The sequence below is a fragment of the Flavobacterium pectinovorum genome (genome assembly GCF_900142715.1).
Lineage (GTDB): Bacteria > Bacteroidota > Bacteroidia > Flavobacteriales > Flavobacteriaceae > Flavobacterium > Flavobacterium pectinovorum.
The window spans coordinates 554,696-576,290 of sequence record NZ_FRBX01000004.1; the positions used below are offsets into that span (position 1 = coordinate 554,696).

At 32.4% G+C, this 21,595-nt stretch carries 21 protein-coding genes; 11 read left to right on the forward strand and 10 right to left on the reverse strand.

The genetic code is table 11. The features are described 5' to 3' along the window. Positions 1 to 32: 32 nt before the first annotated feature. Both BUE22_RS16225 and BUE22_RS16230 read left to right on the forward strand, forming a co-directional pair. Positions 33 to 425, forward strand: coding sequence for an START-like domain-containing protein (locus BUE22_RS16225; RefSeq protein WP_026984135.1), 393 nt, complete (start codon positions 33 to 35; stop codon positions 423 to 425). Between the two features lie 54 nt (positions 426 to 479). Next, positions 480 to 1,319, forward strand: a complete 840-nt coding sequence (locus BUE22_RS16230; RefSeq protein ID WP_073396459.1) for an aminotransferase class IV — start codon at positions 480 to 482, stop codon at positions 1,317 to 1,319. Here the strand turns inward: BUE22_RS16230 and BUE22_RS16235 are convergent. The 7 genes from BUE22_RS16235 to BUE22_RS16270 form a co-directional block, all read right to left on the reverse strand. After that, positions 1,316 to 1,876 (reverse strand): YqgE/AlgH family protein, encoded by a 561-nt coding sequence (locus tag BUE22_RS16235; protein WP_073396461.1) that lies wholly within the window; start codon positions 1,874 to 1,876, stop codon positions 1,316 to 1,318. The two genes, BUE22_RS16230 and BUE22_RS16235, sit on opposite strands and share 4 nt — an antisense overlap. A gap of 128 nt (positions 1,877 to 2,004) precedes the next feature. After that, the gene (locus BUE22_RS16240; protein ID WP_042567273.1) at positions 2,005 to 2,277 is read right to left on the reverse strand and encodes an HU family DNA-binding protein; all 273 of its coding nucleotides are present in this window, start codon (positions 2,275 to 2,277) and stop codon (positions 2,005 to 2,007) included. Positions 2,278 to 2,459: 182 nt separating this feature from the next. Continuing rightward, positions 2,460 to 3,407: a methionyl-tRNA formyltransferase gene (gene fmt, locus BUE22_RS16245; protein WP_042567274.1), complete on the reverse strand. Its 948-nt coding sequence runs from the start codon at positions 3,405 to 3,407 to the stop codon at positions 2,460 to 2,462. Further along, positions 3,407 to 5,302 carry a RecQ family ATP-dependent DNA helicase gene (locus BUE22_RS16250; protein ID WP_073396465.1) on the reverse strand — a complete coding sequence of 632 codons (1,896 nt, stop codon included), beginning with the start codon at positions 5,300 to 5,302 and terminating at the stop codon, positions 3,407 to 3,409. The genes fmt and BUE22_RS16250 overlap by 1 nt, the downstream gene beginning before the upstream one ends. 64 nt (positions 5,303 to 5,366) lie before the next feature. Then, positions 5,367 to 5,900 (reverse strand): AAA family ATPase, encoded by a 534-nt coding sequence (locus tag BUE22_RS16255; RefSeq protein ID WP_073396467.1) that lies wholly within the window; start codon positions 5,898 to 5,900, stop codon positions 5,367 to 5,369. A 522-nt stretch (positions 5,901 to 6,422) separates the two neighbouring features. Then, complete coding sequence (locus BUE22_RS16260) at positions 6,423 to 7,046, reverse strand: hypothetical protein (protein ID WP_073396469.1); 624 nt, start codon at positions 7,044 to 7,046, stop codon at positions 6,423 to 6,425. A gap of 266 nt (positions 7,047 to 7,312) precedes the next feature. Then, positions 7,313 to 8,230: an alpha/beta hydrolase family protein gene (locus BUE22_RS16270; protein WP_073396478.1), complete on the reverse strand. Its 918-nt coding sequence runs from the start codon at positions 8,228 to 8,230 to the stop codon at positions 7,313 to 7,315. Between the two features lie 327 nt (positions 8,231 to 8,557). Between BUE22_RS16270 and BUE22_RS16275 the strand changes: the two genes are divergently transcribed. The 4 genes from BUE22_RS16275 (at position 8,558) to BUE22_RS16290 (ending at position 12,049) form a co-directional block, all read left to right on the forward strand. Continuing rightward, positions 8,558 to 8,854, forward strand: a complete 297-nt coding sequence (locus BUE22_RS16275; protein ID WP_042567278.1) for a DUF493 family protein — start codon at positions 8,558 to 8,560, stop codon at positions 8,852 to 8,854. Positions 8,855 to 8,857: 3 nt separating this feature from the next. Beyond that, positions 8,858 to 9,577 (forward strand): DUF4290 domain-containing protein, encoded by a 720-nt coding sequence (locus BUE22_RS16280; protein ID WP_042567279.1) that lies wholly within the window; start codon positions 8,858 to 8,860, stop codon positions 9,575 to 9,577. Positions 9,578 to 9,777: 200 nt separating this feature from the next. Further along, positions 9,778 to 11,091 (forward strand): UDP-N-acetylglucosamine 1-carboxyvinyltransferase, encoded by a 1,314-nt coding sequence (gene murA / locus BUE22_RS16285; RefSeq protein ID WP_073396480.1) that lies wholly within the window; start codon positions 9,778 to 9,780, stop codon positions 11,089 to 11,091. A 79-nt stretch (positions 11,092 to 11,170) separates the two neighbouring features. After that, entirely contained in the window at positions 11,171 to 12,049 is an 879-nt protein-coding gene (locus BUE22_RS16290) for a cation diffusion facilitator family transporter (protein WP_073396481.1), read from the forward strand. 433 nt (positions 12,050 to 12,482) lie between these two features. Here the strand turns inward: BUE22_RS16290 and BUE22_RS16295 are convergent, their stop codons facing one another. The 3 genes from BUE22_RS16295 to BUE22_RS16305 all read right to left on the reverse strand — a co-directional run bounded on the left by BUE22_RS16295 (position 12,483) and on the right by BUE22_RS16305 (position 16,382). Beyond that, a complete protein-coding gene (locus BUE22_RS16295) occupies positions 12,483 to 14,972 on the reverse strand; it encodes a DUF5686 and carboxypeptidase regulatory-like domain-containing protein (RefSeq protein ID WP_073396484.1) in 2,490 nt (829 codons plus the stop codon). 229 nt (positions 14,973 to 15,201) lie between these two features. Further along, the gene (aroQ, locus tag BUE22_RS16300; protein WP_073396487.1) at positions 15,202 to 15,615 is read right to left on the reverse strand and encodes a type II 3-dehydroquinate dehydratase; all 414 of its coding nucleotides are present in this window, start codon (positions 15,613 to 15,615) and stop codon (positions 15,202 to 15,204) included. Positions 15,616 to 15,824: 209 nt separating this feature from the next. Continuing rightward, positions 15,825 to 16,382 carry a porin family protein gene (locus BUE22_RS16305; protein WP_073396490.1) on the reverse strand — a complete coding sequence of 186 codons (558 nt, stop codon included), beginning with the start codon at positions 16,380 to 16,382 and terminating at the stop codon, positions 15,825 to 15,827. A 299-nt stretch (positions 16,383 to 16,681) separates the two neighbouring features. On the opposite strand from BUE22_RS16305, the gene BUE22_RS16310 reads away from it, so the two are divergent. The 5 genes from BUE22_RS16310 to BUE22_RS16330 all read left to right on the forward strand — a co-directional run bounded on the left by BUE22_RS16310 (position 16,682) and on the right by BUE22_RS16330 (position 21,394). Beyond that, complete coding sequence (locus BUE22_RS16310; RefSeq protein WP_073396492.1) at positions 16,682 to 17,266, forward strand: porin family protein; 585 nt, start codon at positions 16,682 to 16,684, stop codon at positions 17,264 to 17,266. 187 nt (positions 17,267 to 17,453) lie between these two features. Then, on the forward strand, positions 17,454 to 18,020 hold the full coding sequence (locus tag BUE22_RS16315) for a porin family protein (protein WP_073396495.1): 567 nt from the start codon (positions 17,454 to 17,456) through the stop codon (positions 18,018 to 18,020). A gap of 108 nt (positions 18,021 to 18,128) precedes the next feature. Further along, entirely contained in the window at positions 18,129 to 18,752 is a 624-nt protein-coding gene (locus BUE22_RS16320) for a porin family protein (protein WP_073396498.1), read from the forward strand. Positions 18,753 to 18,814: 62 nt separating this feature from the next. Continuing rightward, complete coding sequence (gene xerD / locus BUE22_RS16325; RefSeq protein ID WP_042567287.1) at positions 18,815 to 19,711, forward strand: site-specific tyrosine recombinase XerD; 897 nt, start codon at positions 18,815 to 18,817, stop codon at positions 19,709 to 19,711. A gap of 162 nt (positions 19,712 to 19,873) precedes the next feature. Continuing rightward, the gene (locus BUE22_RS16330; protein ID WP_073396501.1) at positions 19,874 to 21,394 is read left to right on the forward strand and encodes a PAS domain-containing sensor histidine kinase; all 1,521 of its coding nucleotides are present in this window, start codon (positions 19,874 to 19,876) and stop codon (positions 21,392 to 21,394) included. Positions 21,395 to 21,595 lie beyond the last annotated feature (201 nt).

Below are 21,595 nucleotides of genomic sequence, written 5' to 3' on the forward strand. Positions count from 1 at the left end.
TTCTTATATTTCGAAAAAATTAAAAGTAGCACATGGATCCAAAAATACGTTACGAAATAGAGTTTCCAATAAATTCTTCGCCGCAATTATTATATCAATATATATCAACTCCGTCAGGTTTATCAGAATGGTTTGCTGACAATGTAAATTCAAGAGGTGAATTTTTCACTTTTATTTGGAACGATTCGCAGGAAAAAGCGCGTTTGGCATCTAAGAAAACAGGTGAAAAAGTAAAGTTTAAATGGGTCGACGAAAGTAGTAAAGACACTGAATACTTTTTTGAATTGCATATTTTAGTTGATGAATTAACTAAAGATGTATCATTAATGGTAGTTGATTTTGCAGAAAAAGAAGAAGTTGGCGAAGCTAAACAATTGTGGGAGAATCAGATCTCAGATCTAAAACATCTTATAGGATCTGTTTAGTAAAAGTCTATTTTATGCCTTATATTTGCCCTGAACAAAATTCAGGGTTTTTTTATGATCAATTTTAACGGAAACATAGTAGCGCAAAACGATAATGTATTAACTCAAAATCGTGCGTTTTTGTACGGAGATGGTGTTTTTGAAACGCTAAAAATAATCAATAACAAAATCTTGTTTCTTGAAGATCATTATTTCAGATTAATGGCTTCGATGCGGGTAGTTCGAATGGAAATTCCGATGAACTTTACAATGGAATATTTTGAAGAACAGGTTTTAAGCCTGGTACAGCAAAAAGGAATTTCAGTATCTGCCAGAGCAAGAATTACAGTTTTTAGAAATGATGGAGGGTGGTATTTACCCCAAACGAATGAAGTTTCGTTTTTAATTCATGCAACTGTACTTGATGCCACTTTGTATGCGTTAAATACTGATTCTTATGAAGTTGATTTGTATAAAGATTTCTATGTAACCAAGCAATTGTTATCGTCTATTAAAACGACGAATAAAATGATTAACGTTACCGGAAGTATTTTTGCGCACGAAAATGGGTTGCAAAACTGTATTTTACTTAACGATGCAAAAAATGTTGTTGAGGTATTACAGGGAAATTTATTTATGGTGACAGGTAAAAAATTAATTACGCCTCCAGTTTCTGAAGGATGTTTGAATGGTGTAATGCGTAAACAAATATTAGCTTTAGCCAAAAAAGTTGCAGATATAGAAGTATCAGAAGAAATAATTTCGCCATTTGATCTTCAAAAAGCTGACGAATTATTTCTTACAAATGTGATCACAGGGATACAGTCGATAAGTAAATATCGAAAAAAAGAGTTTACAAGTAATCTGGCTCATTTATTAGTGCAAAAACTAAATGAATCCATTGTTGAGAATTAATTCAAATATGGATTTTCAGGTGCATTTGACCAAATAACGTAATCTCCGCCCAACTCTATAATTTGTTCTTTCCAAAAATGAGTAGTAGATTTTCCGATAATTTTATTTTTGTAATTATTATCGGCAATAATCCAGGAGTTACCCTGCATCTCACTTTCGAGCTGATTTTCATCCCAACCTGTGTATCCTAAGAAAAAACGAATGTTATTTTTATTAATAGATCCGTCGTTTATTAAGTCTTTGGTTGATTCAAAATCACCTCCCCAATATATACCATTAGAAATCTCCACACTATTTGGGATTAATTCCGGAATATTATGAATAAAATAAAGATTGTCCTGTTCTACAGGACCGCCATTATATATCTTGAAAGTGGCATCAATCTCAGGAATTAAGTCATTAATAGTGTACTTTAAGGGTTTATTGATAATAAATCCTATTGATCCTTCCTTGTTATGATCTGCTAATAAAATTACCGATCTATTAAATGATAAATCTCCAATTATAGAAGGCTCGGCAATAAGCAGGTGTCCTTTTTTTAATTTTTCTGAAATCATACGGCTACAATTTTTATTAAATTTAGTTATAAATTTTTAAAAAACCCAAATAAAATCGTTAAACCGTACAAAAAAACCCTCCATAAGGAGGGTTTTAATTATATTATAAGTTTAGAGAACTTTCTTACTTAGTTCACTGCACCTTCTAATTCAGCACCAGCTTTAAATTTCACTACATTTTTAGCAGCGATTTTGATAGTTTTTCCTGTTTGAGGATTTCTACCGTCTCTAGCAGCTCTAGCAGATACCGACCATGATCCAAAACCTACTAATGAAATTCTTCCACCTTTTTTCAAAGTAGATCCTACATTTCCTAAAAATGATTCTAAAGCTAATTTTGCCGCAGCTTTTGTAATTCCTGCATCAGCAGCGATAGCATCGATTAATTCTGATTTGTTCATAATAATTAGTTATTAATTGTTGGTTAAAAAAAAAATTGTTAATACACAAATTTAATAGGAAATCCGTTCCTTGCAAGTGTTTTCTTTAAATTTAGCAAAAATTGTTAATAACTTGCTTTTTTTGTTCATAAAGCAGGTTGTTTAGTCGAATAAAACAAGGAAAAACCCCTGTTTTATTGACCTTAATAGACTTTTGCGTCTTCTGTAAAAGTGATACCATTTAGTAATTCAGCTACTTGCATTCTCTTTTTTCCAGGTAACTGTAAACTTAAAAGTAAAATATAACCATTCTTAATAGCGATTTTGATTTCTTTTTTACTGCTAATTAAGCTTCCAATTTCAAAAGAATGTGATTCCAAAACCAATTTTGCCTCATATATTTTAATGCTTAATTCTTCATTTTTATCCTTCAAAAAACACCAGGCCGCTGGATAAGGACTTAATCCGCGAATTAAATTATTGATTTCGTCGCCAGATTTAGTCCAGTCAATCTTACAATTTTCCTTATTTAATTTGTAAGCAGTTTTAATTTCTTCGTTATCTTCCTGAATTGTAGTAGTTACATTTCCGTTTTCAATAATTTTTAAAGTGTCAATTACAGTTGTACTTCCTAAATTCATTAATCGGTCGTGTAATTCTCCGGCGCTTTCTGATGGCTCAATTGCAATTTCAGAATTTAAAATCATAGCTCCGGTATCAATTTTATCATCAATAAAAAAAGTTGTTACGCCTGTTTTAGTTTCTCCATTAATAATTGCCCAATTGATTGGTGCTGCTCCGCGATAATTAGGTAATAAAGAGGCATGAAGATTAAAAGTTCCCAAACTTGGCATTTCCCATACTACTTTTGGCAACATTCTAAAAGCAACTACGATTTGCAAATTAGCATTTAAAGCTTTTAACTCCGCCAGAAAAGTTTCGTCTTTTAAATTAGTGGGCTGTAATAAAGTAAGATTGTTCGCCAGTGCATATTCTTTCACTGCCGAATATTTTATTTTTTGTCCGCGTCCAGCCGGTTTATCAGCAGCCGTAATAACGCCAACAACATCGTAATTGTTTTTAATAATGGTGTCCAGAATGCCAACAGCAAATTCCGGAGTTCCCATAAATATAATTCTCAATTTTTCCATTATGATTTTAAAGTGTATTTATTATTGGGTTGAATGGTAATATGATTGTTTTCTAATAATTCCTGAAGCACCAAAATAATATCATTGGCATCCATTTTTATTTGTGTCTGAATTTCTCTCGAAGTTAAAGCGGCCGATTTTAGTAAATGCAGAATTTTATCTGCAATCGAATCAGCTTCGGTGATTTTTCCTTTTTGAGTAATGCAATAAGAACAAACGCCACAGTTTTCTTTTGTTTCTTCTCCAAAGTAATCCAAAATCAAACGGTTCTTGCAGGTTTTATTCTCCTTTATATAATGTAGCACAGATAAAAGCTGTTCTTTTTTTAGCTGATTTTGTTTTTCCAGATATTTCGAAACTCTGTTTATAGTAAGATCATCTTCGCGAACTTCATTAAATAATATAGTAGCGTCGTTGTTTTTCGATTTATATTCGATGATTTCTTTTTCTCTAAGTTTTTCTAAAACAGCCAAAACCTGTTCTTCTGTATGATTTGATTTTTTTGCAATCAAAGAAAGATTAAAAGGAGTTTTCATTTCATAAACTCCGGGATACGTTCTTAAAATCGCCAGAATAATTTCCTCATCATTTTGATTCAAACTCGTATACCGAATTACTTCTTTTGATTCGATTAAAAACTGCAGTGTAATTTTTTCTGAGAATTCCTGTGATAGCGTAATGATTCCCTGTTGATTTAAAAACTGCAAAGCATTATACGTTTTTAAAGTGGGAAACTCATATTTATGACAAAAATGATTTAGTTTAAAAGAAAAAGTATCATCTAAACCTTCTCCATAGGCAATCTGAAAATAGTTGCAAAGTTTGACATACATCGTTTTTAAAAACTTCTTATCCGGCAAAACACTTAAAAATTGCTGTTCGGTTTGATTTGCATCTGAATTGTTATAAAGCAAAACTGAAAAAGCTTTTTCGCCATTTCGTCCCGCTCTTCCGGATTCCTGATAATAATTTTCTATATTTTCAGGAAGTTGCGTATGAATAACAGTTTTTACATTGTCTTTGTCAATTCCCATTCCAAACGCATTCGTGGCTACAATAACCTGCGCTTGTTCAGACATCCACAACTGCATGTTTTTATCTTTTTCTTTTGCCGAAAGTCCACCGTGATAATAAGTTGCCTTGAATCCTAAAGATTGTAGTTGTGATGAAATACTCAAACATGATTTTCGATTTCGTACATATATAATAGAAGGCTGTGGGTTTTTCTTCAAAATTTGTTCGGTACGATACAATTTGTCTTCGACCTCAAAAATCATGTAAGCAATGTTTTTTCTTTCAAATGATTGTTGAAAAAGTTTTGGGGCTTTTAAACCTAATTCTGTATTGATATCTTCAATAACTCTTGGAGTTGCTGTTGCTGTCAATGCTAGAAAAGGAATCTTAGGAAAATATTTTTTAAGCTCAGAAATTTTCAGATAAGCCGGACGAAAATCGTGTCCCCATTGCGAAACACAATGCGCTTCATCAATAGCAATTAAATTTATAGGAAGATTTTTGATGCGCTCCAAAATCCAATCAGACTGAAGTCTTTCAGGAGAAAGATATAAAAACTTATAATTTCCGTATTGACAATTGTCCAGAAGATCAATGATTTCTTCCGTGTGAATTCCGCCTGTCAGCGCAATGGCTTTAATTTCCCTTTTTTGCAAATTCGCCACCTGATCTTTCATAAGAGCGATCAAAGGTGAAATCACCAAACAAATTCCGTCCTGCATCATAGCCGGAACCTGAAAACAAATCGATTTTCCGCCACCCGTTGGGAGCAAAGCAAAAGTATCCTGACCTTCTAAAACCGAGTCAATAATTTCCTTTTGCAACGGTCTAAAACTGTCGTGTTTCCAGTATTTTAAAAGAATTTCCTGTGCTTCTGGCATAGCTTTGGTTTTAAAGTTAAAAATTTAGAAATCAGTTCTAGTTTTACAACTTTAAACCGCCTGCCTAAATTTTATCTAAGATATAAAGAATTCTGTTTTCAACCGTATCTTTAGGCACCTCAATTAAATTGTAGCCATATTTGCTATACGTCTCAACAAGATGTTTCTGAATCGTTAATGCCTGTTCAAAATTTTCGTAACGTTCTGTGTCGCTTTCGTAAATTTCTTCCCAAGGCGGTAAAATAAAAGTTTTGGTGTATTTAAAATCCTCACAAGCCTTTACAAAATGCGCCGGATATTCATCACCTATATAATCCATATAAGCCACAACATCAGGAATTCCGCGATCTATAAAAACTACATTATCAGGTTCTTCAATGGCGTTTTCAAATTGTTTAATTCTGCCTTCCAATAACATTTCGCTAAACAACAAAGGTTGTTCCAGGAACAATTGCTCGATTCCGCGTTGTTGAGCTTCGAGAGTAACTTGTCTTGAAATTTCAGGATAACAGCAGTAGCCACGAGCCACCAATTCGTTGATAAGAGTAGATTTTCCCGTTCCCGGGCCACCAATGAGTACTATGATTTGTTTTTGCACTTTCTAAAAATAAAGCGCAAATTTACCTAAAGTTATTGGTATTTAAAAAGATTATTTTGCTTTAAGCGAATGATTTCGCAATTTTCGTAATTATGCGGGATTAAAATCCAGCTCTACAAAATAAATTGTTTGTCTGGAACTAAAATAAGAGAGAGTCATACGCTCGACAAAATATTATGGTGCTGGATTAAAATCCAGCCCTACAAAATAGATCGTTCCTCCGGAACTAAAACAGAAAAGAGTCATCGGCTCGACAAATATTGTAGGGCTGGACTTTAGTCCAGTTTTAAATCGAAATATGAAATATTTGTTAAGTCCGGCGGGACTTCATATTTATAGAAAATTATTATATTTTGGTAAAGTCCTATCTATCGGGGTGAAATTTTTGGAATAATTATAACGCTCCGCTGGAGCTTAGGAATATCAAACATGAAATTGGCTATAAATATTTTGCTCCGCTGGAGCTTTTTCATGTATAATTTAAATAGCTCTTGTCTTTAAGTATGGGTTATGATTTCGGTTTTAGCCAAATATTTGCCACCATTTCTTTTTAATCTTTTTGGGAATTATTCTTGGGTTATCTTCTATTTGATTTCCATTAAAATCGATCACATATTCATTTGATTCAAAATCAAATAATCGTATTGTGCTCTCTTCAATAGTGAATTCTGGTATGCCTTCAATATTTACCCAAATATCTCTTCCTCCAAAACTCCAGACAATATTACCTTCCTTTGTAATTCTAAAAATTTCTAATTCTCCATGAATTAAAATATCATTTTCATGTTGATAAATAGAAAGATTTGTGAAAGTGTCAAATTCTTTATTCCAAATTAAATCTAAAGAAGGAATTTCAAGACAATAAATTTTATTGCAGATACGAATCCATATTTTATCATTATCAATAATAAATGCATTTTCATATATTCCAGTTCCTCCGCCAACTTCACAAATTATAGCATTTGAAATTTCGCTTCCAAATTTATTAACGGTAATGGCATGTTTGCTGGTTGGACAAAACTCGTCTTCTGGATGTTTTTCATCAAAATAAACTTTCTCATATTGCTTTAAATTATTAACTGAATTTAAAATGTAATTTGGATTATCTAATATTTCAATTTCGAAATTTTTATAATTGTGTTTCATCTTTTTGTTATTTTGGAAAATTATAACCCAGCCAAATCATTGCAATTAATAATAAGGTTACTGTAGTTATAGATCCACATAAAATTCCCCAGCCTAAATGTTTTAAATTAGTACTTCGGTTTTTTGAGAAAAGTTTAATTGCTAACCCAATTAATATTGAGAACAAGAAAATCATTAGAATTGAATTGAAATTATCTAATAATTTTAGATTTACTATGATTAAAAGATGTACAATCAATGTTAAGAAGAAATAGACTATTTTCATATTACTCACAAAACAAATATTTCCCAGAATTCACAACTTTCTTCTTCGAAGGCACAATCAAATGCGATTCAAATTTCTTTCCACTCAAAACATCATTCACAAAATCCAAAACATATTGTTTGCCATCATGAAAAAGATAACCCGAAAATTCATGCCCGCCACCGCAAAACGTAATCAGTTCAACGTCTTTATGTAAATCATTCATTTGATTGTAAACCGCATAAGACCCAAAAAGAATCAGCCAACCCGAAGCATTTGTGGGGCAGGAGCGGTGAGATCCTGCGGCATAAGGAACAGTATCGTCATTATTTCCGTGTGATAATAACATTGGCATTGCTTTTTCTTTCGTAATTAAATTTATATCCTGAATGGCACCAGAACCTCCAATAAAACCAGTGTATTTAAAGTTTTCAGGCAAATTATTTTTGTATAAATTCATCAGTTTATAATCCCAAAACGAAGCATGAAAACCAATTTCGGCTCCGGCACTAATTCCAGAAATAAATATTTTTGAAGCGTCAAGATTATATTTATTTGCATTTTCAATCAAAAAGGAGGTTGCCTGCCACATATCGCTCACGCCAATTTGAATTGCTTTTATCTTTTCAGTTAAAGTTCCTTTGCACCCAAAATCTTTTCCTTTCATGTATAAACTGTATGAAATGCTGGCCACTGCATAACCGTTTTTTGCCATAAACATTCCAAAATCTTTTTCTTGTGTACGGTCTCCACCAGAAAATCCACCACCAAAAGCAAAAATGATCAACGGAATTTTTTCGTTGGTTTTCTTCTGAGGCAAATACAAATCCAGATCCAGTTTGATTGTATCATTTTGGAAATAAGTCATTGTTTTTATTTCCTGTGCCTGAATATTGAAAAAGATGAGAATTGTAAAAAGTAAGAAGATATATTTTTTCATCGTATTTCGGTTTTTAAAGGGAAAGTCTTAGAATTTAAAAGTGCTGACTTAAAAAACTTTGCGTCTCTGCGACTTTGTGCTATATTTTTGCAGCAAAGTTTTTCAAATATAAAAGTTAGCCACGAATTTCACTAATTTACACGAATTTTTAATTTACACCTAAATCTAAACTATATGATATTTACAATTTTTAAACCGTTTTTAATTAGTGAAAATTCGTGAAATTTGTGGCAAAAAAGTATCATGAATTTCATCCCAAAAAATCTAAAATCAAAAATCTGAAATCTGAAATCAAAACCGTATATTTGCCTTTATTTTTAATTACGAATGGAGAACGATAAAGAAAAAAACACCGCCGAATTTTACGAAAGATTAAAAGTAGAGCTGGATAACGCAAATACCTGGCCAGCTGAATATTTATATAAATTTATAGTGCCTTCAGTTGCCGATAACGTTGAGCGCGTTGAAAAAGCTTTTGACAGTATGGGTGCGGTTATCAAAACAACAAAATCTAAAACAGGTAAATTTACCAGCGTTTCTGTAGATGTTACAATGAATAGCTCTGACGATGTCATTGGTAAATACAAAGAAGTTTCTACAATAGAAGGTATAGTTTCATTATAACTTATGATCGAAAAATATAAAAAAGAAGTCGCAAATGATGTTGTTTTTAATTTAGAATACAATTCTGAAAGACAACGATTAATCATTCCTGAATATGGTCGTCATTTGCAAAAACTGATCGATCAGGCAACTGCAATTGAAGATGCCGATACGCGCAATAAAGCTGCAAAATACATTATTCAGGTAATGGGAAGTTTAAATCCGCATTTGCGTGATGTGCCTGATTTTCAGCATAAATTATGGGATCAGCTTTTCATTATGTCTGATTTTAAATTAGATGTAGAATCGCCATATCCAATTCCGTCAAGAGATGTATTGCAGTTAAAACCGGATGTTTTACAATATCCGCAAAACTTTCCAAAATACAGGTTCTATGGTAACAACATCAAGTACATGATTGATGTTGCTAATAAATGGGACGAAGGCGAAATGAAAAACGCATTGGTATTGGTGATCGCCAACCACATGAAAAAATCATACTTGAGCTGGAATAAGGACACTGTAAAAGACGATGTTATTTTTGAACATTTATTCGAATTGTCGGGTGGAAAAATTAACTTGTTACAAAGCACAGAAGAGCTTTTAAATACAACCGATTTATTGCGTACCAATAAACGCATGTCGAACAAAATTACACCACCGGGACAGCCAAAAATTCAAAGCAACAAAAACAATAAAGGCCCTGGAAAACCAAAACCTTTTCAGAAAAATAATCAAAAATAAAAAAGGTACTAAGTCTCTGAGATGATAAGTTGCTAAGTTTTTTTAGCTCAGGATCTTAGAATCTCAGTAACTCAAAGCCCTAAAAAACAAAAACAAAAATAAAAATAAAAAAAGGTACTAAGATACTAAGATGCTAAGCTACTAAGATTTTTTAGCTCAGAACCTTAGAACCTCAGAACCTCAGAACCTAAAAGAGAAATATGGGAATTTTTAAAATCGAAGGAGGAATTCCTTTAAAAGGAGAAATCACTCCGCAAGGAGCAAAAAATGAGGCATTACAAATTTTATGTGCCGTGCTTCTAACGGGGGATAAAGTAAAAATTAATAATATTCCCGATATTATTGACATCAATAAATTAATCACTTTGTTGGGTAATTTAGGAGTTAAAATTCAGCGCAATGAACCGGGTTCGATTACGTTTCAGGCGGATGAAGTTAACGTTGGTTATTTAGAAACTGAAGCTTTCAAAAAAGAAGGTGGAGCGCTTCGTGGTTCTATTATGATTGTTGGACCGCTTTTGGCACGTTTCGGAAAAGGATATATTCCAAAACCGGGAGGAGATAAAATTGGTCGTCGCAGATTAGATACACACTTTGAAGGTTTCATTAACCTTGGAGCAAAATTTAGATACAACAGAGAAGATCACTTTTACGGAGTAGAATCTCCGGCAGAAGGATTGCAAGGAACAGATATGTTACTTGATGAAGCATCTGTAACCGGAACTGCAAATATCGTAATGGCAGCCGTTTTAGCAAAAGGACAAACAACAGTTTACAACGCTGCTTGTGAGCCTTACCTGCAACAATTGTGTAAAATGCTAAACTCAATGGGAGCTAAAATTACCGGAGTTGGTTCAAACTTATTGACTATCGAAGGTGTTGAAAGCCTTGGTGGATGTGAGCACACAATTCTTCCTGATATGATTGAAATCGGTTCATGGATTGGCCTTGCAGCTATGACAAAAAGCGAAATCACAATTAAAAATGTAAGCTGGGAAAATTTAGGTTTGATTCCGAATACATTTAGAAAATTGGGTATTACAATCGAAAAACGTGGTGACGATATTTATATTCCTGCTCACACAGACGGGTACGAAGTAAAAACCGATATTGATGGTTCTATCTTAACCATTGCCGATGCACCTTGGCCAGGATTTACACCTGACTTATTGAGTATTGTTTTGGTTGTGGCAACACAAGCAAAAGGTGATGTTTTAATTCACCAAAAAATGTTCGAAAGCCGTTTGTTTTTCGTTGATAAATTAATCGATATGGGAGCAAAAATCATGTTATGTGATCCGCACAGAGCTGTGGTTATGGGACATAATTTCGAATCTCAATTGAAAGCAACAACAATGTCATCTCCGGATATTCGTGCGGGTATTTCATTATTAATTGCTGCACTTTCTGCAAAAGGAACAAGCACAATTCAAAATATAGAACAAATCGACCGTGGATACGAGCGTATCGACGAGCGTTTAAGAGCTATTGGAGCAAAAATCGTGAGAGCGTAAAAAGTTAGCCACGAATTTAAATCTTCAAAGATTATCAAAATAATTTGTGAATTCGTGGCAAAAAAATAAATGTCGTTAAATGACAAATGAACAAAAAGCTATAAAAGCTACATACTTTAGTATAGCCGGAAACACCTGCTTGGCCCTTATAAAAGGCTTGGCAGGTTTTTTTGGCAATTCTTACGCCTTGATTGCAGATGCTATCGAATCGACAACAGATATATTTTCTTCTTGTCTGGTTTTATTCGGAATCAAATATTCAAATAAACCAGCCGATGAAAATCATCCTTACGGACATGGGCGCGCCGAACCATTAATTACTTTTTTGGTTGTTGGGTTTTTAATTACTTCTGCCACTATTATTGGTTACGAAAGTATTTCTAATATTCAGTCGTCACATGATTTGCCAAAATCCTGGACACTATATGTTTTAGGCGCCATTATTATCTGGAAAGAATATTCGTTTCGATTGGTAATGAAAAAAAGCAGAGAAACCAACAGCTCTTCCTTGGCAGCTGATGCCTGGCACCATCGCAGCGATGCCATTACTTCGGTAGCAGCATTTATCGGAATTTCGTTTGCCTTGTTTATGGGTAAAGGTTATGAATCTGCAGATGATTGGGCGGCACTTTTTGCTGCTTTTTTTATCTTATACAACAGTTATAAAATTTTCCGGCCTGCTCTTGGCGAAATCATGGACGAACATTTAAATGATGATTTAGTCGAAGAAATTCGTGTAAAATCCTTAAAAGTAGAAGGAATTCTAGGAACCGAAAAATGTTTTATTCGTAAAGCCGGTATGAAATACCACGTTGATCTTCACGCAATAGTTTCGGCCAAAATTTCAGTAAAAGAGGGGCATGATTTGTCACACAAGCTTCAGGATACTTTAAAAGAAAAAATCCCGCAATTAGGAAATGTTTTGATACATATTGAACCGGATGATTATCACTCTTAAAGGTTCTAAGATGCTGAGATTCTAAGTTTCTAAGATTTTATATGCTTTGCGAATCTTTGTCAAAATTTTAAACTTTGACAAAGATGAAAATTACAAAATCCGTTTATTCTTAATGAGTAAACGGATTTTTTATTTGGGCGTTCCCTTCGGTCGGGCTATCCGCTATATCTTTTTATTTTTAAAGAAAAAATAAAAAGGATACCGCTTCTATCCCTAACGCGATCTCAGGTAAATAGAAGTTTAAAGCTTTTAATTTACATATAGTTTTGTCACTTCGACGGAGGAGAAGTCACCTCCAGAGAGCAACGAACTGTAACTCCGCAATCAAAATCGCCAATCTTTGTCGAATTACTAACGAAGATCCCTCGTTCCTCGGGATGACAAGATTGTGAAAATTTAAGATCTGTTCAATCTGCCAAATCTGCGTGAAATATTAATCAAGGACATTCAAAATCTTCAACCCAAATACAACACCATTTTGTTGAATTCCACTTTGATAAGAATGAACATAATCAACTCTGAACAATTTAAATTTTCCGAAACCCAAATTATCCAGACCAACCGTAAATTCAGAATAAGGCTTTCTGCCGGGAATTGCTAAGGAATGAAAACCAAGATTCATTGTTGATTTTAGTAAATTCAGTAACGGAATTTTATTCATAATAAACCCGGTATCATTGTATTCCAGATGGTTTTCAAAGTAACTGTCGTTTGTACTATTGTTGTAATAAGGCATTAAATTAAAAACATTCAAATAACGGTCAGTTGTTCCAATATGGGTTTGGTTTCCGTTAAAATGTCTGTAATCGATAAAAGAAATATTTTCGGCATTATAGAATTTCCCGGCTCTCAAATTCATTCCTAAAATTCCTTTATTTCCTAGTGATAAATCATATTGAACAGATGCGCCGATTCTTTCAAATTCATATTTTTTTTCGCTCGCAGCAAAAGCTTTTTCAAACACTAAAAATACAGTTGGATATTTGTCATCTTTAAAATTATATCTTCCGTCTGGTCTTGAAATATATTTATTTCCAAAATTAATTCGTGCAGTCAACGCAGCTTTAAATAAATGATGCTGATCAAAAGCAGGAGTGTCGAAATCATTTGGCGCAAGCGGATTATTAGACGAATAAAAATCATCTCTTTTGAAGAACGAATAATCTGTTGTATTAAAAAGTGGTTTTCGTTGCTCATACGCCAATTTTCCATTCAAGTTTATTCCGTTTGCAACATCTTGTGCATAATTTATCTGAGCAAATTCAAGATTGTACAACTTTATATAATTGTCTTTAAAGAATAGGGAACTGATAGAATTTACAAATTTACTTATCGGTTCTGCGGCATTAAATTGGGCCACTTTCGTTCCTCCGGAAATGCCAATTGTAGCATAATTGATATTGTTGAATTTATGATTGAATTCTCCAATAACACGAAAACGCTCATCAGAAAAACCATAATTAAAAATAGTTTTCACAGAAGTACTTTTTCCTTCCTCTTCGTTCCATTTTTTGAAAGAGAAACCGGAATCCAGATTAAATCCCTGAACCGTATTAAAACTCAAAGAAGTAATATTTAATAAACCATCGTAACTAAAAGAGTATTTTTTGAAAGTATTTTTATAATCGTAACCCGCTAAAATATCCCAAACTTTAAATTTGTTATTTTTTGCATCAACAGAATCGGTATATTTTTGAGATTTTCGAATGATTAGTAAACTGTCTTTTTTTGTATAATCCGCGCTTTCTTCAATCGTTAACGGAATAGGACGAATTTCATTCCAGAAGGCATTATCTTTTTTATTGGCATTGGCTTCAAAAGCAACAATTTCATTGGTAAAAGTTTTCTTTTCGAATGAATCCGGAAATTCATAATTCGAATAAATATAATTGAATTGTCCTGAGAATTTTACACCAAAAATACCGGCATTAAAAGAAAGTGTCTGTGCGTTTTTAGACCAGATTTTGTTTGTAGCATTATAATTAAAGCTCTGTTTTAAAGTCATTACCTCAGTAAATTCATTTTTCATTCGGTAACCTTTTATATCAAGATCAATTGCATAAATAGCAAAACTGTCATCAACAATATAAATGTAACCTTCAAAAACAGGTTCTTTATCACGTTTTGGGATTACTTTTATTTTATTGATTTCCTGATTATTGGAGTCAAAAAAAGTTCCTTCTAGTTTGTATTTGTAGTAATTAAAAGCATTGTCGGCAATAGGAGAGATAAGTCTGACATCAAAATCTAAAGTATTATCATAAAAATCATAATAAGACAAAGAGGCAGTATTATAGCTATAACCTTTATTGTTTCCTGAAATTCGCGAAGCAATAATTTTCTCTTTTAGTTTATTGGGTTTTTCAAAAGTAATTTTTGAAACGGTCTCAGATAAATACAAAATCCCGGTTCCCGTCGAATCCAGGTTAGAAGCCATATCATCGCCAAGATCTACTTTTTGTCCCAGGATTTTTTTAGGCAAATCTTTAACCTTAAACATACCTTTCGAATAAAAATCGGCTGTATATCGGGAAGTCTTTTGAGAGTTTTCTTTTTTGTTTGCAATTGCATTTTTTATAATGGCATTTGCAGGATTGTTCTTCGGGTCAATTACAACCTCGTTTAATGTAAAACTTTCCTCTAGCATTTTTACGTCCAAAGTAATTGTTTTAGAATCTGTAGAAACTGTGATTTTCTGAGTTTTAAACCCCAGGTATTGAAAAATGATTCTGTTTTTTCCTGTTTCTTTTACGTTAAGCTGATATTTTCCTTGCTCGTTTGAGGTTGTTCCTGTGTATGTGTTTTCTTCAAAAACAGAAACAAAAGGCAACGGATTTCCTTTTTCATCGGTAACAGTTCCTTTGATTTGAGCAAAATTGGTAATAGAAAAAAATAAAAAGGCAAGTAAAATGTAATTTTTCATAGAGGCTTTTTCTCTAACAAAAATAGGATATGTTGAGACTGAGCTTATTAAAAATTTGTTAAATTGCTATCAGGCGTAGTACTTTAGACATAGCCAACGGTTTCAACCGTTATGGCACACATGTATTTTTACGATCAGTATCCCACGGTTGAAACCGTGGGCTATATTTGAAAATAATATGATTTCAGAGATGAAAGGAATATTGAGTTTTCCCTTCGATTAAAATATTTTACAAGAAAGACTGAATCGCTAATTCGTAGCTTTTTAATCCAAAACCTAAAATAACACCTTTGGCATTTCCGGATAAATACGATTGATGTCTGAAACTTTCGCGTGCGTACGTATTCGAAATATGCACTTCGATAACCGGAGTTGTAACGGCTTTAATCGCGTCGCCTAAACCTATAGAAGTATGTGTGTATGCGCCGGCATTTAAAATGATTCCGTCAAATGTAAAACCAACTTCCTGAATTTTCCCTATCAATTCACCTTCAATATTGCTTTGATAATAAGTAAGTTCAACGTTTGGAAATTTATGTTCGAGTCTTTCAAAATAATCTTCAAAAGTTTCACTTCCGTATACTTCAGGTTCTCTTTTTCCTAAAAGATTCAAATTCGGTCCGTTGATTATAGCGATTTTCATATTTAAGTTATTTTGAAAAATCTAGACTTTTTAACCCATATAAGTAATACAAGTTCAATTAATCTAAAGTTAGTTTTTTATTGAGATTGAATTTTGCAATTGACATTGACATTGATTTTTTGCAATTGCCATTGCCATTTGAACTTTGTAAAAATAAAAAAACCGTTCTAATTAACAGAACGGTTTTTATAAAAGTATGTGATATTATTTTAGAACATAAATCCGGCTGACAATTGTACTGTAGAGTTTTTAATATCAGCATTTTTTGAAGCTTCTGTTAAACCTAAACCATAACGCCCCTGAACAAAAAAGTTTTTGGTGATTTTATATCCTAAACCGGCATTAAGCCCAAATTCGAATGTTTCTCCATCTTCAACATCAAAGTCATTTTTTTCACTTACTAAAAATGATGCTTGTGGACCAACTTCGAGACTAAATGAATCTGTTAAATAAAACTTAGCCATTACAGGAATAGAGATATAACCTAATTCGTTTTTAAATTCAGTAACCGCATTTTTGTACGTTGCTCCCTGAGTTGAGTACAAAAGCTCCGGTTGAACAGAAAATCGTTCTAGTAGTTTAATTTCTGCAACTAAACCTGCGTGAAAACTTGTGATGCCTTCTCTATCAAAATTTTGTTCTGGAAACGCGTCTCCGGTTTGGCTTGCAAAATTTACCCCGCCTTTAACACCTATTTGTAACAATTGTGCCTGAATTGTAGCTGATGTTGCCATGAACAATACAGCTGCTAAAAGTATTTTTTTCATAGAATACGTTTTTAAGATTAAAATTGTTTTATACTATTAAAACTACGTATTCTTCATTTTATTGCTTTTATATTTCGGATACAATAATTAACAGAATTCACATTTCTGCTAATATTAACAATTTTTCGAAATTTTAAATTTTAAGACATTAGAATTGGTTTATAACACATTAACGATTTAGAGAGCTTTATTTAACATGACTTTATCTATAATAACTAACATTATTTGTTAAAAAACAAATTAATTTTTATCAAGTAAAGTTTTATATTTGATTATTAATTTTAACCAAAACAAATAAAATGAGAAAAATTATTTTATCTGCAATTGCAGTAATGGCATTTGGATTCGCAAATGCTCAGGAAACAAGATTTGGAGTAAAAGGAGGAGTGAACCTTTCTAATATCGTTGGTGGGGATGTTGACGGCACAAAATCACTAGTAGGGTTTCATGTTGGAGGTTTTGCCGAAATCAAAATAGCGGACAAGTTTGCCATTCAACCAGAGCTTTTATATTCTGCACAAGGAAGTACATTGGAAGCTGGACCATTTTTTGGTGATGTTGATGTTAAATTAAATTATTTGAATATTCCTGTTTTAGCTAAATACTATATTGTGCCAAAATTTAGTGTTGAAGCTGGTCCGCAACTTGGAATTTTATTATCAGCAAAATCTGATGGTGAAGATGTTAAAGATGGTTTTAAATCTGTCGATTTTGGATTTAATGTAGGTGCTGGATTCCACTTTACTGAAAATCTTTCTATCAATCTTCGTTACACAATTGGTATATCTCCTATTGCTGAAGATGCAGATATTGATGATGAAGAAGACTATTACGATAGCGCTAAAAATAGTAACCTTGCATTGTCTTTAGCATATAAATTCTAAAATATTTATTTTTAAAATTTAAGAAAAGTCTTTCATATTTGAAAGACTTTTCTCGTTATATTGAGTTAGTAGTTATTTATTTTAACATAATTGCCCCTAATTATTAAATTATTTGTTAAAAAACAAATCCTTTTACACTAACTATAGTTTTATATTTGCCACTGAATTTTAACCATAAACAAATAAAATGAAGAAAATTATTCTATGTGCTATTGCAATAATGGCATTTGGGTTTGCAAATGCCCAAAAAACTAGATTTGGAGTAAAAGGTGGTCTTAACATCGCTACTATTGGTGGTGCTAATGAGGCTAATGCATTAATTGGTGTTCAATTAGGTGGTTTTGCTGAGATTAATGTTTGGAAAAAATTATACATTCAGCCAGAACTTTTGTTTTCTACACAGGGAGCTAAATTTGAATATTATGGTGAGCGCGACCAAACCGTAAATTTAAACTATATCAATATTCCTGTAGTAGCTAAATATTACATTACAAAACAATTTAGTGTTGAAGCTGGACCACAACTTGGATTATTGGTTTCTAGTAAAAATATTCAAGATGAAAAATCAGTTGATGCTGGTTTTAATTTAGGAGCAGGATATAATTTTACAGATAATTTCTCTGTGGGTATTCGTTATACTATTGGTTTAACAAGCATTTACGATAACAACGATTATTATGATAATGATGGTTATTACTATAATGATAGATATACAAATAACGTTTTAGCATTAACTGCTGCATACAAATTCTAATATTTTTTTAGAATATTTAAATAACCTTCCCTAATCCGGAAGGTTTTTTTTATCGAATTCTTATTTTGAGAGAAAAAAGCTACATTTGTTTTCGTAAAATAGAAAGAAATGAAGAAGATTATTTTATCTGCTATTGCAGTTATGTTATGTGGTTTTGCAAATGCTCAAGATGTTAAAGTAGGAATAAAAGGCAGTTTAAACTTGTCAAGCTGGGCTGGAGATACTCGTGGACTGAATTTAAGACCAATGTTTGGAGTCAATATCGGTGCTCTAACCCAAATCAAATTATCTGATAAATTCGATATTCAACCTGAGGTTTTGTATTCTAATCAGGTTACAAAAATGAAAAATGCTGGGACCAATGTATTTGGTGTTTATGATACAGGAGATATTAAATGGAATCTTTCCTATGTAAATGTGCCAGTTCTCTTTAAATATTCTCCAGATGAGAAATCTTTTATTGAAGCCGGACCACAAGTTGGATTTTTAACATCGGCAAAAACATCAGCTAAATTAACTCAATATAGTCCAATTGTAAAAGAAGATGTTAAAGAAGCGTTTGAATTTATTGATTTTGGTTTTGTTATTGGTGTTGGTTATAATATTAATCAGCATTTAATGGCTGATCTTCGGTATAATATCGGTTTATCAAATATTGCAAAAACTGAATCTGGAGACGATACAAAAATCCGTAATAGTGTTTTGGCGTTATCTCTCGCTTACAAGTTCTAATATCATAAAACCTTCCCTAATCCCGAAGGTTTTTTATGCTAAAAATGTTTTACTTTGTAAATATGAAATGGAATACTTATATCAAAGATTATCAATCGTATTTACGCATCGAAAGAGGATTGTCTAAAAATACAATCGAAAATTACGGTTTCGATATTGAGCGATTGTGTCTTTTTTTAGAAACCAATCAAATTGAAGTTTCTCCCATAAATATTACTGACGAAACGGTACAGGAATTTATTTATTCGGTTTCAAAAGAAGTAAATCCACGTTCGCAAGCGAGAATAATTTCCGGGTTGAAAAGCTTTTTTAATTATTTAATTTTTGAAGATTATAGAAAAGACAGTCCATTAGAATTGATCGAATCGCCAAAAACAGGGCGTAAGTTGCCGGATACCTTATCTGTTTCTGAAATTGACGCACTTATTGCCGCGATAGATTTAAGTTCGAATGAAGGCGAGAGAAACCGCGCAATGCTGGAAACTTTATACGGTTGCGGACTTAGGGTTTCTGAGCTGGTTTCGCTTAAAATTTCCGATTTATTTTTTGAAGAAGGTTTTGTTAAAATCACGGGTAAAGGAAATAAAGAACGTTTTGTACCTATTGGAAAATTAACGCAAAAATATATTGAGATTTACCAAAACTCAATTCGAAATACAATAAATATCAAAAAAGGTTTTGAAGATACACTGTTTTTAAATAGAAGAGGAGGACAGCTTACACGTTCGATGATTTTTGCCATTATAAAAAATCTGGCTCTACAAATCAATCTGCATAAAAACATTAGTCCGCATACATTGCGTCATTCTTTTGCAACACATTTGCTTGAAAACGGTGCAGATCTTAGATCAATTCAGTTAATGCTTGGACATGAGTCGATTACAACTACTGAAATTTATGTACATTTAGATCGAAGTTTCCTGAAAGAAGTGATGCATTCTTTTCATCCACGGAAATAAGTTTGAGTATAATTCTTTCAAAATTATAATTTTATGTAATAAAAATTAATACCTTGTCTTAAATTTTTACATTAATAGAGGTAGAAAACAATAACTTAAGTCTTTTTCTGTTTTTGGTTTGAAGATTATTTTAATAATTGAATTTGCATTAAAAGAGAATATATGGTTTTTGATTTATATGAAAATGAGGACTGTTTAGAAGTGAATAATTTTTATAAAAAGTTATTTGCTGAAATGCCTGATTTACTTTTTCAGTTTATTATCGATTGTAATAATAATTACAGTTTTCCGCTAGTCAGTAAATCTGCCGATGATATTTTTGAACTTCCGTCAAGTACATTTTCAAATGAAAGTATATTAGTAATTTACAATCGAATTCATCCCAATGATCGGGATTTATTCTTCCAGTCTTTGGTTAAATCCCGAAGAGAAGTTAAACCGTGGATACTTGAATTCAGAGCAATTTTACCCAAAAAAGGACTGCGTTGGTTTAAGATTTCTTCAAAAACCGAATTAGCTTTAGATGGTTGCGTGAGTTTTTACGGGCATGTTTCAGATATTACAGACTTAAAAGATAAAGAAGAAAAATTACGTATTTCCGAAGAACGGTTTCAGTTTGCACTCGAAGCTTCAACTGCCGGAATCTGGGATTGGAATATGGTAACAAACAGTGTTTTTTATTCTTCTCTTTCACTTAAAATTTTAGAATTAGATTCTGCTGATATTTTTGACGAACCCGAACGTTGGGATAAAATTGTACATCCTGACGACCTTCCAAAATATTATTCAGACATACAGGAGCATTTTGATAATAAGATTCCTTACTATGAAAATTATCATCGTGTAATGACTTCCAGCGGAAATTATAAATGGATTTTAGATCGTGGTAAAGTTATAGATCGTGATGAAAACGGAAAACCATTGCGAGTTATAGGAACCCATACTGATGTTTCTCTTCAAAAAGAAAAAGAATTAGAACTTTTAAAAACAATGAAACTCTACAGCGACCAAAATAGTCGTTTATTGAATTTCTCTCATATCGTTTCGCATAATTTAAATACCCAGGCAGGAAATATAAAATCGATTCTGGATTTTATTGATGCCGATGTTGATAAAGTAAATATCAATGAAATGTTGGTTCATCTAAGAACTGTTTCTAATGATTTGAATGAAACGATTTCTAATTTAACCCAAATTGTAAAAACACAAAGCAATATTAATATTGCCGTTATGCCTTTAAGACTGAATGAATATATCGATAAAACGATTACTACAATTAAAGGCTACGATAAACAAACGAACGTTACGATTGTAAATAATGTGCCTGAATATTTAACGATCAATTTTAATCCGGCTTATCTGGAAAGTGTGTTGTTAAATTTTGCCACAAATGCAATAAAATATCGCCACCCTGATAGAGATCCTGTTATTACTTTTGATTTTGCCATCGAACCTGACGGGCATAAATCATTAAAAATTACAGATAATGGTTTAGGAATCGATTTGGTTGTTTATGGCGATTTGTTATTCGGAATGTATAAAACATTTCACAAACATCAGGAAGCCCGGGGAATTGGTTTATATATCACCAGAAATCAAATTGAAGCCATGAAAGGGACGATTTCTGTAGAAAGTGAAGTAGGAGTGGGAACGAGTTTTAAAATCGTATTTAATGATATGTAAGATTTGTTTAAACATATAGGAACATAGATTTCATAGTTTAAAAAATAGGAAAAGACATTTCACTTGCATTAAAACACATAGCTATCTAATTATTTTTAACGCAAAGAACAAAAAGGTTTTTCGCAGAGTTCACTAAGATTTAAGTTATGTTTACACAATCTAAGTCCGCAAAGCTTTGTGAACTTTGTGTTTTTACTAGTA

Bases quoted from the DNA above. Each gene is read 5' to 3' on its own strand.
- BUE22_RS16225 (WP_026984135.1), top strand. From the start codon at position 33: ATGGATCCAAAAATACGTTACGAAATAGAGTTTCCAATAAATTCTTCG.
- BUE22_RS16230 (WP_073396459.1), top strand. From the start codon at position 480: ATGATCAATTTTAACGGAAACATAGTAGCGCAAAACGATAATGTATTA.
- BUE22_RS16235 (WP_073396461.1), bottom strand. From the start codon at position 1,876: ATGATTTCAGAAAAATTAAAAAAAGGACACCTGCTTATTGCCGAGCCT.
- BUE22_RS16240 (WP_042567273.1), bottom strand. From the start codon at position 2,277: ATGAACAAATCAGAATTAATCGATGCTATCGCTGCTGATGCAGGAATT.
- fmt (WP_042567274.1), bottom strand. From the start codon at position 3,407: ATGGAAAAATTGAGAATTATATTTATGGGAACTCCGGAATTTGCTGTT.
- BUE22_RS16250 (WP_073396465.1), bottom strand. From the start codon at position 5,302: ATGCCAGAAGCACAGGAAATTCTTTTAAAATACTGGAAACACGACAGT.
- BUE22_RS16260 (WP_073396469.1), bottom strand. From the start codon at position 7,046: ATGAAACACAATTATAAAAATTTCGAAATTGAAATATTAGATAATCCA.
- BUE22_RS16270 (WP_073396478.1), bottom strand. From the start codon at position 8,230: ATGAAAAAATATATCTTCTTACTTTTTACAATTCTCATCTTTTTCAAT.
- BUE22_RS16275 (WP_042567278.1), top strand. From the start codon at position 8,558: ATGGAGAACGATAAAGAAAAAAACACCGCCGAATTTTACGAAAGATTA.
- BUE22_RS16280 (WP_042567279.1), top strand. From the start codon at position 8,858: ATGATCGAAAAATATAAAAAAGAAGTCGCAAATGATGTTGTTTTTAAT.
- murA (WP_073396480.1), top strand. From the start codon at position 9,778: ATGGGAATTTTTAAAATCGAAGGAGGAATTCCTTTAAAAGGAGAAATC.
- BUE22_RS16290 (WP_073396481.1), top strand. From the start codon at position 11,171: ATGACAAATGAACAAAAAGCTATAAAAGCTACATACTTTAGTATAGCC.
- BUE22_RS16295 (WP_073396484.1), bottom strand. From the start codon at position 14,972: ATGAAAAATTACATTTTACTTGCCTTTTTATTTTTTTCTATTACCAAT.
- aroQ (WP_073396487.1), bottom strand. From the start codon at position 15,615: ATGAAAATCGCTATAATCAACGGACCGAATTTGAATCTTTTAGGAAAA.
- BUE22_RS16305 (WP_073396490.1), bottom strand. From the start codon at position 16,382: ATGAAAAAAATACTTTTAGCAGCTGTATTGTTCATGGCAACATCAGCT.
- BUE22_RS16310 (WP_073396492.1), top strand. From the start codon at position 16,682: ATGAGAAAAATTATTTTATCTGCAATTGCAGTAATGGCATTTGGATTC.
- BUE22_RS16315 (WP_073396495.1), top strand. From the start codon at position 17,454: ATGAAGAAAATTATTCTATGTGCTATTGCAATAATGGCATTTGGGTTT.
- BUE22_RS16320 (WP_073396498.1), top strand. From the start codon at position 18,129: ATGAAGAAGATTATTTTATCTGCTATTGCAGTTATGTTATGTGGTTTT.
- xerD (WP_042567287.1), top strand. From the start codon at position 18,815: ATGAAATGGAATACTTATATCAAAGATTATCAATCGTATTTACGCATC.
- BUE22_RS16330 (WP_073396501.1), top strand. From the start codon at position 19,874: ATGGTTTTTGATTTATATGAAAATGAGGACTGTTTAGAAGTGAATAAT.